14 protein-coding genes are annotated in these 13084 nt (G+C 63.2%); 7 read left to right on the top strand and 7 right to left on the bottom strand.

Going from position 1 to position 13084, the window contains the following annotated elements; genetic code table 11:
* Positions 1-17: 17 nt before the first annotated feature.
* The 5 genes from ACEWQZ_RS03670 to petA are packed head-to-tail and all read right to left on the bottom strand — an operon-like array spanning position 18 to position 3703.
* Positions 18-425: a ClpXP protease specificity-enhancing factor gene (locus tag ACEWQZ_RS03670; protein ID WP_476481712.1), complete on the bottom strand. Its 408-nt coding sequence runs from the start codon at positions 423-425 to the stop codon at positions 18-20.
* A gap of 3 nt (positions 426-428) precedes the next feature.
* Complete coding sequence (locus tag ACEWQZ_RS03665; RefSeq protein WP_476481807.1) at positions 429-1040, bottom strand: glutathione S-transferase N-terminal domain-containing protein; 612 nt, start codon at positions 1038-1040, stop codon at positions 429-431.
* Positions 1041-1098: 58 nt separating this feature from the next.
* A complete protein-coding gene (locus ACEWQZ_RS03660) occupies positions 1099-1836 on the bottom strand; it encodes a cytochrome c1 (RefSeq protein ID WP_476481711.1) in 738 nt (245 codons plus the stop codon).
* Positions 1836-3080: a cytochrome b gene (locus ACEWQZ_RS03655; RefSeq protein WP_476481710.1), complete on the bottom strand. Its 1245-nt coding sequence runs from the start codon at positions 3078-3080 to the stop codon at positions 1836-1838. The genes ACEWQZ_RS03660 and ACEWQZ_RS03655 overlap by 1 nt, the downstream gene beginning before the upstream one ends.
* Before the next feature lie 2 nt (positions 3081-3082).
* Positions 3083-3703 (bottom strand): ubiquinol-cytochrome c reductase iron-sulfur subunit, encoded by a 621-nt coding sequence (gene petA, locus ACEWQZ_RS03650; RefSeq protein WP_476481709.1) that lies wholly within the window; start codon positions 3701-3703, stop codon positions 3083-3085.
* 328 nt (positions 3704-4031) lie between these two features.
* Here petA and ACEWQZ_RS03645 point away from each other — a divergent pair, with 328 nt between their 5' ends.
* Together ACEWQZ_RS03645 and dcd are read left to right on the top strand one after the other, a co-directional pair.
* Positions 4032-5129, top strand: a complete 1098-nt coding sequence (locus tag ACEWQZ_RS03645) for a S1C family serine protease (RefSeq protein WP_476481708.1) — start codon at positions 4032-4034, stop codon at positions 5127-5129.
* Positions 5130-5187: 58 nt separating this feature from the next.
* Positions 5188-5757: a dCTP deaminase gene (gene dcd, locus ACEWQZ_RS03640; RefSeq protein ID WP_476481707.1), complete on the top strand. Its 570-nt coding sequence runs from the start codon at positions 5188-5190 to the stop codon at positions 5755-5757.
* A gap of 233 nt (positions 5758-5990) precedes the next feature.
* Here the strand turns inward: dcd and apbC are convergent, their stop codons facing one another.
* Positions 5991-7064 (bottom strand): iron-sulfur cluster carrier protein ApbC, encoded by a 1074-nt coding sequence (gene apbC, locus ACEWQZ_RS03635; protein WP_476481706.1) that lies wholly within the window; start codon positions 7062-7064, stop codon positions 5991-5993.
* Positions 7065-7365: 301 nt separating this feature from the next.
* Positions 7366-7590, bottom strand: a complete 225-nt coding sequence (locus ACEWQZ_RS03630; protein WP_476481705.1) for a hypothetical protein — start codon at positions 7588-7590, stop codon at positions 7366-7368.
* Between ACEWQZ_RS03630 and metG the strand changes: the two genes are divergently transcribed.
* The 5 genes from metG (at position 7589) to ACEWQZ_RS03605 (ending at position 13084) form a co-directional block, all read left to right on the top strand.
* Positions 7589-9613 carry a methionine--tRNA ligase gene (metG, locus tag ACEWQZ_RS03625; protein ID WP_476481704.1) on the top strand — a complete coding sequence of 675 codons (2025 nt, stop codon included), beginning with the start codon at positions 7589-7591 and terminating at the stop codon, positions 9611-9613. The genes ACEWQZ_RS03630 and metG overlap by 2 nt on opposite strands.
* A 122-nt stretch (positions 9614-9735) precedes the next feature.
* On the top strand, positions 9736-10314 hold the full coding sequence (gene rsxA, locus ACEWQZ_RS03620; protein ID WP_476481703.1) for an electron transport complex subunit RsxA: 579 nt from the start codon (positions 9736-9738) through the stop codon (positions 10312-10314).
* Positions 10315-10396: 82 nt separating this feature from the next.
* The gene (locus tag ACEWQZ_RS03615; protein ID WP_476481702.1) at positions 10397-11701 is read left to right on the top strand and encodes a PQQ-dependent sugar dehydrogenase; all 1305 of its coding nucleotides are present in this window, start codon (positions 10397-10399) and stop codon (positions 11699-11701) included.
* Positions 11702-11726: 25 nt separating this feature from the next.
* Positions 11727-12296 (top strand): PH domain-containing protein, encoded by a 570-nt coding sequence (locus ACEWQZ_RS03610; protein WP_476481701.1) that lies wholly within the window; start codon positions 11727-11729, stop codon positions 12294-12296.
* A complete protein-coding gene (locus ACEWQZ_RS03605; RefSeq protein ID WP_476481700.1) occupies positions 12293-13084 on the top strand; it encodes a DUF2189 domain-containing protein in 792 nt (263 codons plus the stop codon). Before ACEWQZ_RS03610 ends, ACEWQZ_RS03605 begins: the two co-directional genes overlap by 4 nt.

Here is a 13084-nt window from a genome sequence, read left to right as displayed (position 1 = left end):
GACACCGGGGCGGAAGGCTACTTGACCACCTTCAGGTTGGGCCGGGACTTGCGATCTTTTGGTTGACCCTCTTCGGCCTCGGCCGCGCCCTGCTCCGAAGCGCCGGTGTCGTCGTCCTCGTCGACCGGAAACATCATGCCGCGACCGTTTTCGCGCGCGTACACGGCTTCGACTGCGCCCATCGGCACGGTCACCGCCCGTGAAACGCCGCCAAAGCGGGCCACAAAGGTGACCATCTCGGCGTCGATCAACAGGTCGCGAACCGCGCTCGGCGAGACATTGAGCACCACCCGCCCGTCCTGGATGCTGGATTCGGGCACATCCAGCCCGGGCGCGTCGGCGTTGACCATCAAATGCGGCGTCAGGCCGCTGTCGATGATCCATTCGTTGACAGCCCGAACAAGATAAGGTCGACTCGAAAGCATGCGTTATTCGCCCTCCCGCAGAACGCGTTCGGCTTCGGTCAGGCTGCGCTTGAACGAATCGCGGGCAAACATGTGCTCCATGTACTGATTGATGTGCGGCGCCTTGCGGGGGTCGATTTCCACATCATAGGCCGGCAGCCGCCAGAGCAGCGGCGTGAGCGCACAGTCAACCAGCGACAGCTCTTCGCTGAGCAGATAGGTGTTGAGGCCGAAGAGATCGTCGGAAGCGACGATCTCTTCGCGCAGCAGCTTCTTGGCCGTGGCCACCCTCTTCTTGCCGGTGGAGGTTTCGATGATCTTTGCCGCCTCGATCCAGTCACGACTGATGCGATACATCGCCTGGCGCAGGTAGGCACGCGACAGCGGGTCAATCGGCATCAGCGGCGGATGCGGGTAGCGCTCGTCGAGATACTCGGTGACCACCCAGGTGCCGTAAAGCTTGAGATCCTTGTCGACCAGGGTGGGGGTTTCGCCATAAGGGTTGAGCTCGGCAAGATCGGCCGAAGCGGCACGATCCTGCTCGACGTGGATGATCTCCACGTTGATCCCCTTTTCGGCAAGGACAAACCGCACTCGATGACAATCGACGCAGTTCTCGGAAGAATACAGGGCCATCATAAGCCGGTTACTCCATCAAATAGTGCACTGTCGGATCGCCCCCGCCCACACGCGATCACTTTTTCACATCCTTCCAGAACTCCTGATAAAGCAGCCAGGCCAGGAAGGTGAATGCGACCAGAACAAGCAGCACCCAGATGCCGATCTTTTCACGCTGCAGCATCGAAGGCTCCGAGGCGTAACGCATGAAAGCCACCAGATCCTGGACATGCTCGCTGTATTCCTGCGGCGAGAGCTTGCCTTGCTCGTCCAGCTCCAGTTCGGTCACCTTGACGTGCTCGATCCCCTCATCGTCGGTCCACGACTCGGTTATCGGCCGCTGAATACCCTGAAGCTCCCACATCACGTGCGGCATGGAGGCATTGGGCAACACGGTGTTGTTCCAGCCGTCCTCGGTGAGATAGAAAGACTTCAGATAACTGTAAATCCAGTCCGCACCGCGCGAGCGCGCGGTCAGGCTCAGATCGGGCGGCGCAATGCCGAACCACTCTTCGCCCATGTCGGCGGTCATGACGCTGTCCATCGGGTCGGCCACTTCCTGATCGCCGTACAGCAAGAACTCGCTGATCTGCTCTTCGCTCAGTCCGAGATCCTTGGTCAGACGGTTGTAGCGCAGATACTTCAGGGAATGGCAACCCTGACAGTAGTTGACGTACATTGCCGCACCGCGCTGCAGCGAGGCCTTGTCGTGCACGTTGACGTTGGCGCTTTCCAGACCGCCTTCACCGCCGGCGGCAAGAGCAAGGCCGGAGGCCAGCATCACGGTGGCTGCAAGAATGTATTTGAGTCTCATCACTTGGTCACCCGCTCCGGTTCCGGTTTGGTTTTTTCAAGTCTGGTAACAAACGGCATCAACGCGAAGAAGGCGAAGTAGTACACCGTCCAGACTCGCGACTCGAACGTTTGTATCGGCGAACCGTCGCCCAGGGCCAGCATGCCCAGCCGGATGAAGCCGACCACGAACAAGGCCAGCATGATCTTGCTGGGCAGGCCCTTGTAGCGAATCGACTTCACCTTCGAGTGGTCGAGCCAGGGCAGGAAAAACAGCACGAAAATGGCCGCACCCATGACCATGACGCCAAAGAACTTGTCAGGCACCGCCCTGAGCATGGCGTAGAAGGGCGTGAAGTACCAGACCGGCACGATATGCTCCGGCGTGACCAGTGGGTCGGCCGGCACGAAGTTGTCGGCCTCGAGGAACATGCCGCCCATCTCCGGGGCATAGAACAGAATGAAGGCGAAAAGAGTCAGAAACACCCCGACGCCGAACAGATCCTTGACGGTGTAATAGGGGTGGAACGGAATCCCGTCGAGTGGGCGCCCCTTGGCGTCCTTGTGCTTCTTGATTTCCACGCCGTCGGGGTTGTTCGAGCCGACCTCGTGCAGCGCCACCAGGTGCAGCACGACCAGAGCCAGCAGCGCCAGCGGCATTGCCACGACGTGCAGCGCGAAGAAGCGATTGAGCGTGGCGTTGGAAATCATGTAGTCACCACGGATCCACTCGACCAGGCCATCACCGATGTAGGGCACGGCACCGAACAGGGAAATGATCACCTGCGCACCCCAGTAGGACATCTGGCCCCAGGGCAGGACATAGCCCATGAAGGCTTCGGCCATCAGCACCAGCAGGATGAACACGCCCAGAATCCAGATCAGTTCGCGCGGCTTGCGATACGAGCCGTACAGCAGCGCGCGGAACATGTGCAGATAGACGACGATGAAGAAGAACGAAGCGCCGGTGGAGTGCATGTAGCGAATCAGCCACCCCCACTCGACGTCGCGCATGATGTATTCCACCGAACCGAAGGCCAGCTCGGCCTGCGGGGTGTAGAACATCGTCAGCCAGATTCCGGTCAGCAGCTGGTTGACCAGCACCAGCAGAGCCAGTGAGCCGAAGAAATACCAGAAGTTGAAGTTCTTGGGCGCGTAATACTCGGTCAGGTGTTCGCGCCAGGTCTTGCTGACCGGCAGTCGCTGATCGACCCAGTCGCCAGCGGCCTTGACGTTCTTGCTGAGATTGCTCGCGGGCTTGGTCATGATCAAACTGCTCCTTCGGGACCGACGCCGATCATGACGGTCTGGTCGTCAACATAGTGATAGGGCGGAATGACGAGATTGAGCTGCGCCGGCACGCCGCGGTAGACGCGTCCGGACAGGTCGAACTTCGAGCGGTGGCAGGGGCAGAAGAAACCGCCCAGCCAGTCGGCATCGAAAGGCTCCGAGCCGGCCTCCGGCAAAAGCTGCGGAATGCAGCCCAGATGGGTGCAGTGAATGTTGGCCACCCAATACTCCGGCTTGATCGCACGCGCCGTGTTCTGCGCGTAGGACGGCTGCTGTGTGGCCACCTCGGACTCCGGATCTGCCAGTTTTTCATTGAGCTTGGGCAGGTCGTCGAGCATGCGCTGGTTGCGCCGCAGGATACCGATGGTCTGGCCGCGCCAGACCACGCGCATCATCTGCCCCGGCTCCAGGTTGCCGATATTGACTTCGACCGGCGCACCGACAAGACGCGCCTTGGTGCTGGGCTTCCAGGAGGCGGCGAATGGCCACAGGGCAAACCCGGCGCCAACGGCGCCCACCACGCCTGTCGTCCAGGTCAGCAAGCGACGCCGGCCAGGATTTTCCGGCGGCTGCAGGGACGCAAGATCAGTTTCCGACATGAAACACTCCCGATAAACAAGATCAGTGAAGATCGTTTGCCATTACCGGCCCACCCCTGGAGATCCTGGTGCTGCCCGGCGACGGTCGACTCCAAAGGCAGCGGCACAGACGCTCCGCGGCCAAGGCTGCCAGTTTCTGGCGACATAGAAGACAATCAGCCGCCTATTTTAGCGAAAAATTAAGCAAATACTCAATTCCAGGCTGTTATCCTCCCACATATCAAGAGGGTAAACCCGTTCATCGCTGGCGTGGGCGCCATTTTTGCGCCAGCAGGCAGCTTACAACAACCCAACCCAACAGCCTGACAGACTTCTTCCGGCCGAGTCCATGACGCGCATCATCCATTTCGCCGTTCAGTTCGTCGTTATCGGGCTGGCCGCTGCCTTCGTGCTGGTCTGGCTGTGGCCGCAGCTGCTGCCGGCCTGGCAGCAGCAGCCGGCCGCCGAGCCGGTCACCAGCTACGCCGACGCCGTCAACCGCACGGCCCCGTCGGTGGTCAGCGTCTACACGCGCACCCTGGTCACCGAGCCTTTGGGGCGAGAGTTTTCCGACCCGCTGTTCAACCAGCTCTACCGCGACCGCATGATTACCCGCCCGCGGCGCGGCCTTGGCTCGGGCGTGATCATCTCCAGCGACGGCCTGGTACTCACCACCCGCCACGTCATCTCCGGCGTCGACGATATCCTGGTCGCGCTGTGGGACGGCAGAGTGGCCGAAGCCAGCGTCGTCGGCTCCGACCCGGCGACCGATCTGGCGCTGCTGCGCGTCAAGCTGGATGATCTGCCCGCCGCCGCCCTGGACGGCGACGACCGGCTGCGCACCGGAGATGTGGTGCTCGCCATCGGCAACGCCTTCGGCCTGAGCCATACCGTCACCATGGGGATTGTCAGCGCGACTGGCCGAAGCCATCTCAGTCTCGCCTCCTACGAAGACTTCATCCAGACCGATGCCGCCATCAATGCCGGCAACTCCGGCGGCGCACTGATCAATCCGGCCGGCGAGGTGGTCGGCATCAACAGTGCCTCCATGGGCCAGGAAACCGGCGCTCAAGGCATTTCCTTCGCCATTCCGGCTTCCGTGGTGCGGCGAGTCACCGAGCAGATCATCGAATACGGCCGGGTCAAACGCGGCTGGATGGGCGTCGAGCTGGCCGATGTCAGCCTGCGCCTGTCCAACGCCGAGGCCCTTCAGCCGGGCGCCCGCATCAGCCAGGTCCACCGCGACAGCCCCGCCTGGCAAGCCGGCCTGCAGCGCGGCGACGTTCTGGTGCTTGCCGACGGCGAGCGCGTCGACAGCGCCCGCGATCTGATGCAGCGTATCTCCGGCTCGGAGCCGGGTTCGGAAATGGAGCTGGAAGTCATCCGCGGCAACCAGCTTTTCACCACCAGCGTCGAGCTGATCCAGCAGCCACCGCCGCAGGGTTAGGCGTGGCATGCGATAATCCAGCGCCCGCGCGCTGTTAAACCCCGGAGCCGAGCAGAAGATGAGCATCAAGTCCGATCGCTGGATTCGCCGCATGGCCGAAGAACACGGCATGATCGAGCCCTTCGAGCCGGGTCAGATCCGGCACAACGCCGAGGGCCGCAGGCTGGTCTCTTACGGGACCTCGAGCTACGGCTACGACGGGCGCTGCGCCAATGAATTCAAGATCTTCACCAACATCAACACCGCCATCGTCGACCCCAAGGCCTTCGACGACAAGAGCTTTGTCGACTTCACCGGCGATGTCTGCATCATCCCGCCCAACTCGTTTGCCCTGGCGCGCACGGTCGAGTATTTCCGCATTCCGCGCAACGTGCTCACCATCTGCCTGGGTAAATCCACCTACGCGCGCTGCGGCATCATCGTCAACGTCACCCCGCTGGAGCCGGAATGGGAAGGTCACGTCACCCTGGAGTTTTCCAACACCACGCCCCTGCCGGCCAAGGTGTACGCCAACGAAGGCGTGGCCCAGTTCCTGTTCCTTGAATCGGACGAAGTCTGCGAAGTCTCGTATGCCGACCGCGCCGGCAAATACATGGGCCAGCGCGGCGTCACGCTGCCGAGGACTTGAACAGGCTTCGCAGTGTGAAATGTTCAGTGTGAAGTGTGAAGTGTGAAGTGTGAAGGATTTTGGGGGCAAATTCAGCGTGGCGGTGCGAATTGTCGGCTCCAGCCCACGTTCAACACCCTGACCCCACCAATTCGCAACTTTTCTTCACACTTCACACTTCACACTTCACACTTCACACTTCACACTTCACACTTCACACTTCACACTTCACACTTAACGCTTCACCCTTTCTTTCAATCCGTAATCTTGATCTTGGGCATCCGCACCTTCGCCTCGCGCGACTGGGTCGACAGCCGGCCGGCAACGCGGCGGGCGATCTCGCGGAAGCGGCGGGCGGCGGGATGATCGGGCTCGGCGGCAACGATCGGCGTGCCCTCATCGGTGCTGCGCCCGATGGTCGACTCCAGCGGTAGCTGCCCGAGCGCGGGCACCCCGGCCTCGCGGGCCACGCGCTCGCCACCGCCGGCGCCGAAGATGGCATCCTCGTGGCCGCAGTTGGTGCACACGTGCGTGCTCATGTTCTCGATCACACCCAGCACCGGCACCTTGACCTTGGCGAACATCGTCACGGCGCGCCGCACGTCGTCGACCGCCACTTCCTGTGGCGTGGTCACGGTCACGGCCCCGGCCACCGGAATGCGCTGCGCCAGGGTGAGCTGAATATCGCCAGTGCCCGGCGGCAGGTCAATCACCAGATAATCGAGCCCCTCCCAGATGGTGTCGGAAAGCATCTGCTGCAGCGCCTGGGTAGCCATCGGCCCCCGCCAGATCATGGCCTGGTCGGTCTCGACCAGCACGCCGATGCTCATCACCTGCAGCCCGTGCGCGCGCAGCGGCAGAATGCGGCGGTTGTCGGTGGTCTGCGGGCCGCCTTCCAGCCCCAGCATGCGCGGCTGGCTGGGGCCGTAGATATCGGCATCGAGCACGCCCACGCTCGCCCCTTCGGCCGCCAGCGCCAGGGCCAGATTGGCGCTGACGGTAGACTTGCCGACGCCGCCCTTGCCCGAGGCCACGGCAATGATGTTGCGCACGCCCTCGACCGGCTCGAGCCCGCCCTGAACGGCGTGCTGCGGAATCTGCCAGTCGACGTCGACCGTCACCTCGTCGATCTCGCCGCTGGCGCGCAGCCGCTCAGAGATGATTCCCGCCAGCTCCTGGCGCCAGCCGGCAGCCGGATAGGCCAGGCGGATATCGACCGCGGCCCGGCGCTTGCGGATGGCTACCGCGCGCACGGTATCGCCCAGCGGCCGCCCGGTATTGGGATCCTCGATGGCGGAAACCAGTGACTTGCCTTCGTCGTTTTTCATGCGGAAAGGTGCCCGTTTGAATCTGGACCGATATTGTACCGGTTTGATTGGTTGGTTGGCTGGGTAGTTTGCTTGTTAGCTGGTGAGCTGGTTGGCTGGTTCGGCAGCCGCGAGGCCTGGGGGGGGGGCGGCTGCGCCGCGGGCGATGGGTGGGGCTGGTAAAAATCAAAATCCTTGAAACGCAAAGACGCGAAGGCGCAAAGAAGGTCAAGAGTGATGGAACCACGGAAAACGCGAAATGCACGAAAGATTGGGTCTGAAAGCAATGCGTTGCGCTTGCACTCCACGCATCCTGCGGTTGTCAAGTGGCACACCAAGGGTCAATCACCACCATTCGTTTCGCGGCGCAGCCGCCCCGCAAACCCAGCCGCGCCGAACCAGCAAACCAGCAAACCAGCAAACCAGCAAACCAGCCAACCAGCCAACCAGCAAACCAGCAAACCAGCAAACCAGCAAACCAGCAAACCATCTCGGCGCATGCGATAATTTCGCCCACGTCCCAAGCTCCCCCAACCCAGAAATTCATGCCCAGCCCGCGCCGCATCCTGGTTACCGCCGCCCTGCCCTATGCCAACGGTTCCATCCACATGGGGCACATGCTCGAATACATCCAGACCGATATCTGGGCGCGATTTCAACGCGCCATGGGCCATCAGGTGGTCTTCGCCTGGGCCGACGATGCGCACGGCACACCGATCATGCTGCGCGCAGAAAAGGAAAACATCTCACCCGAAGAGCTGATCGAGCGGATGCACGCCGAGCATCTGGAGGATTTCGAGGATTTCGCGCTGTCGTTCGACAATTTCTCCTCGACCCACACCGAAACCAACCGCGCCCTGGTCGAGCGCATCTGGTCGGCGCTCAAGGAGCGTGGCGCGGTGCGCACCGAAACCATCGAGCAGTACTACGACACCGAGCGCGAGATGTTTCTGCCCGATCGTTTCATCCGGGGTACCTGTCCGAGCTGCGGCGCCGAAGAGCAGTACGGCGACTCCTGTGAGGCCTGCAGCGCCACCTACGACCCGACCGAGCTGATCGAGCCGCGTTCGGTGGTCTCGGGCAGCACGCCGGTGATGAGAAAGACCGAGCACTATTTCGTCACGCTGTCGCAGTTCAGCGACAGCCTGAAGGAGTGGATGCGCTCCGGTGCCCTGCAGGACGAGGTGGCCAACAAGCTCGAAGAGTGGTTCGCCGAGGGCCTGCGCGACTGGGACGTGACCCGCGACAAGCCCTATTTCGGCTTTCGCATTCCCGATACCGAAGACAAATTCTTCTACGTCTGGATGGACGCCCCGGTCGGCTATCTGGCCAGCTTCATGGAGCTGTGCGAGCAACACGGCTGGGACTTCGAGGACTGGCTGCGCCCGCACTCCGACGCCGAAATGCACCACTTCATCGGCAAGGACATCATCTACTTTCACTGTCTGTTCTGGCCGGCCATGCTCGAAGGCGCGGGCTTCAAACGCCCCACCGGCGTCTACGCCCACGGCTTTCTGACCGTCAACGGCACCAAGATGTCGAAATCGCGCGGCACTTTCATCATGGCGCGCACCTGGCTGGATCACCTGCATCCGGATTATCTGCGCTACTACTTTGCCGCCAAGCTGGGCTCGGGCCTGGCCGACATCGACCTCAACTTCGAGGACTTCCGCTACCGGGTCAACTCCGATCTGGTCGGCAAGCTGGTCAACATCGCCAGCCGCTCGGCGGGCTTCATTCACAAGCTCGGCGGCGGCAGGCTGGCAGCCGAGCTGCCCGACCCGGAGCTGCACCAGCGCTTCGTGGGCGAACACCTGGCAATCGCCGAGCTGTTCGAAAACCGCAGCTATCATCGCGCCATCCGCCGAATCATGGCCCTGGCCGACGAGGCCAACGTCTACATCAACGAACACGAGCCCTGGAAGCTGGCCAAACAGGAGGGCCGGGAAGACGAGGTCGTCGCCATCTGCACGCAGGCGATCAACCTGTTCCGCCTGCTCATGACCTGGCTCTCTCCGGTAATTCCGCTGACCGCGGAGAAAGCGGCCGTATTTCTCGATGCTCCGCTGGACGACTTCAGCCGGATCGGCGAGCCGCTGCTCGACCACGAGATCAACAAGTTCAAGCCGCTGCTCCAGCGCGTGGACGAAAAGCAGACCGATGCCCTCATCGAGGCAAGCAAGGCATCGCTGGAAGAAGCGGACAGCAAACCCGACACGACTCCGGAGAAAGAAGACCACGACATGATCAAGTTCGACGATTTTCTCAAGGTGGACCTGCGCGTGGCGCGCATCGTCAAGGCCGAAGAGGTCGAGGGCGCCGACAAGCTGCTCAGGCTGCAGCTCGATCTGGGTGAGATGGGCAAGCGCGAAGTTCTGGCCGGCATCCGCGGCCATTACGACCCGGACGAACTCAACGGCCGCCTGACCGCAGTGGTGGCCAACCTCGAACCGCGCAAGATGCGCTTCGGCACCTCCGAAGGCATGGTGCTGGCCGCCAGCGACGAAGACGGCCGCCCCTTCCTGCTTGCGCCAGACAGCGACGCCGAGCCCGGCATGCGGATCAAGTAGCCGAAAGATCTGGAACCACGGAAGACACGGAAATCACGGAATGGCGTTTCTCTTGAAACAGTTCTTCTTTCATTGAATCCGTGTCTTCGGTGACTTCCGTGGTTTCAAGGGTTTTCTGAACGATGGACTTGGCGCTGATCGTCATTTCGGCCGCGCTGGTCAACAACTTCGTGCTGGTGCAGTTTCTGGGCCTGTGCCCGTTCATGGGCGTGTCCAACAGCGTCTCGTCGGCCTTCGGCATGTCGGTGGCCACCGCCTTCGTGCTCACGCTGGCCTCGGTGGCCAGCTTCATGGTCACCGAATGGCTGCTCATCCCGCTGGGGCTGGATTACCTGCGCATCGTCGCCTTCATTCTCATCATCGCCGCGCTGGTTCAGCTCACCGAACTGTACATGCGCCACAGCGCGCCGATTCTCCACCGCGTGCTCGGCGTCTACCTGCCGCTGATTACCTCCAACTGCGCCGTGCTCGGCGTTGCCCTGCTCAACGTGCGCGAGCAGCACAGCCTGGTCGAATCCGCCTTCTACGGCTTCGGCGCCGCGCTGGGTTTCGGCCTGGTGCTGGTCATGCTCGCCGCCGCGCGCGAGCGTATCGCCATGGCCGACGTGCCGGAAAGCTTCCGCGGCGCGCCCATCGGTCTGATCACCGCCGGCCTGATGGCCCTGGCCTTCATGGGATTCGCCGGATTTGCCAAACTCTGAGCCTGACGTCCCGGGCGGCCCCGCAAGACCGGAAACCGGGTGCTGGTAGGATGAACCTTCAGTTCCTGCCCTGAGAGCCGCGATGAAAAACATGACCCTTGTTTTCAGTATCTTCATCCTTGCCGCCTGTGGCGCCGGCGACGGGGGCGAACCGGCACGGGCCGAGGCGGCGGATGACGCCAATGACACCCGCGCTGCCGCGGCGGCGGCAGCGGCTTCGACCGACCCGAAGAAAGAAACCACCACGGCCGAGACGCGAGCGCGCGAGGCGCCTCAGCTCGAACCGGCCTTCGCCGGCCAGACCCGCGCGCCGATTCCCGAGACAACCGAAGAATGGACCCTGGAGACGGTGGCCGAAGGTCTCGAGCACCCCTGGGCAATCGAGTTTCTGCCCGACGGTGCCATGCTGGTCAGCGAACGTCCCGGGCGGCTGCGCCTGGTGAGCCCCGATGGCAGCCTGTCCGATCCGATCGCGGGTGTGCCCGAGGTCGACAACCGCAACCAGGGCGGCCTGCTGGACGTGGCCATCGCGCCCGACTTCGAGTCCAGCCGCGTGATTTTCCTCAGCTTTGCCGAGCCGCACGACGACGGCACGAACAACACCGCCCTGGCGCGCGCCCGGCTGAGCGAGGATCGCTCGGCGCTCGAAGACGTCGAGGTCATCTTCAGCCAGCAGCCGGCGGTGGAATCGACCGGTCACTTCGGCTCGCGCATCGTGTTCGAAGGCGACAACACCCTGTGGCTGACCATGGGCGATCGCCAGGGCCACCCCGTGCGCCGCAACGCCCAGGATCCGGGCAACCACATCGGCAGCGTGGTGCGGCTGCACTTCGACGGCTCGGTTCCGACCGACAATCCCTTTGTCGATGACGAGGACAAGAGAGCGGAAATCTTCTCCTTCGGCCACCGCAACATCCAGGCCGCGGCGGTCGATGCCGACGGCAACTTCTGGACCGTCGAGCACGGCCCCAGAGGCGGCGATGAACTCAACTTCACCGAGGCCGGCAAGAACTACGGCTGGCCGGTCATCTCCTACGGCATCGAATACCGCGGCGGCAAGGTCTACGAGGGCCGCACACAGGCCGAAGGCATGCAGCAGCCGGTCTATTTCTGGGACCCGGTCATTGCTCCATCAGGCATGGACTTTTATGACAGCGATGCTTTCGAGGCCTGGCAGGGCGACCTGTTCGTCGGCGGCCTGCGCGAGCAGCGCGTCTCGCGCCTGGTGATCGACAGCAATGGCCAGGACAGCCGCGTCACGGGCGAGGAGTGGCTGCCCGTCGGCCAGCGCGTGCGCGACGTCAAGACCGGGCCGGATGGCTTCATCTACCTGGTCACCGACGCCGGCAACGGCCAGGTGCTGCGCATCGTGCCCGGACAGCCCTGAAGACCATCCCAGCGCGGAGCCCACCATGAAAAACCGAACCGAAACGCTTCGACAGGCAGCCATCCGACCGCAGGTCATCCGCTACCACCTGTGGGGTGTGGCGATCACCTGCGTCCTGACTGTAGTGGGCATTGCCCTCTTGCCGATCGTCCTGCCGCTGGCCTGGTGGCTGATGAAGCGCTATTACGCGCGCCTGGAAGTGGTCCTGACCCGGCGCGATCTGAAGGTGCGCCGTGGTATCTGGAACGTCGAGGAAAAATCGGTGCCGCTGGAGAAAATCACCGACCTGGCGCTCAAACAGGGGCCGCTGATGCGTCTGTTCGACATCAAGGGCATGCGCGTGGAAACCGCCGGCCAGTCCTCGCAGGGTGCGCTGGTGAACATCACCGGCATTGACGAGGTCGACGCCTTTCGCGATGCGGTGCTCGATCAGCGCGATCGCGTCAGCGACTGGCAGGACGACGCGCCCGATGCAGCTCGGCCGGGCGGCCTTGAAGGTCAGGCGGATGATTCGCGCGCGCTGCTCGGCGAGATCCGCGACAGCCTGGTTCGCATCGAGTCGCATCTGGCCGGGCGCGACAAGGGCAGCGAGTGAACCGGCCTGAGAGGCAGGCGCCGTCGGCACAGCTGCCCTTCGTTGCGCCGTGCACAAGGCTCCCTGCCAGCCGCCCGCTGAGCTGGCTTCGGCGCGGCTGGGCCGATCTGCGGGCAGCGCCGCGTCAAAGCCTGAGCTTCGGCTTGTTGATTCTGCTCGCCAGCCTGGCGATCACCGCCGCAGCCTGGCGCTTCGGCAACCTCGGCATCTATCTGGGCGTGGCCAGCGGCTTCGTCTTTGTCGGCCCCTGGCTTGCGCTGATCGTCTACGCCATCAGTCGCCGGCTCGAACAGGGCCGGAGCGTGAGCCTGCGCGGCTGCCTGGCCGACGCCGGTCGCACCCTGGGCAACGAACTGGTGTTTGCCGTGATCATGATCGTGGTCTTTCTCGTCTGGGCGCGGGCCGCGAGCATGGTGCACGTCTTCTTTCCGCCCGACAGCGACCCGGAACTGGCTGAACTGCTGCCCTTTCTGGGCGTTGGCAGCGCCGTGGGCGCGCTCTTCTGCGCCCTCATCTTTGCCGCCAGCGCGTTCTCGCTGCCGATGATGATCGACCGCCGGACCGACACGGTCACGGCCATCGTCACCTCGGTCAACGCAGTGCTGCGCAACAAGCCGGCCATGGCCGTCTGGGCGGCAGCGATCATCGCCTGCGTGCTGATCGGCGCCCTGACCGCCTGGCTGGCCTTCATCGTGCTCATGCCGCTGCTGGGCCACGCCACCTGGCACGCCTATCGCGACACCATCGATGCCGGCCAGTGGCCGGCATTGAACGGTGACGGAGGCTGA

The sequence above is a fragment of the Wenzhouxiangella sp. YN1 genome (assembly GCF_056324145.1).
This window is presented reverse-complemented; position numbering and strand designations above follow the sequence as displayed.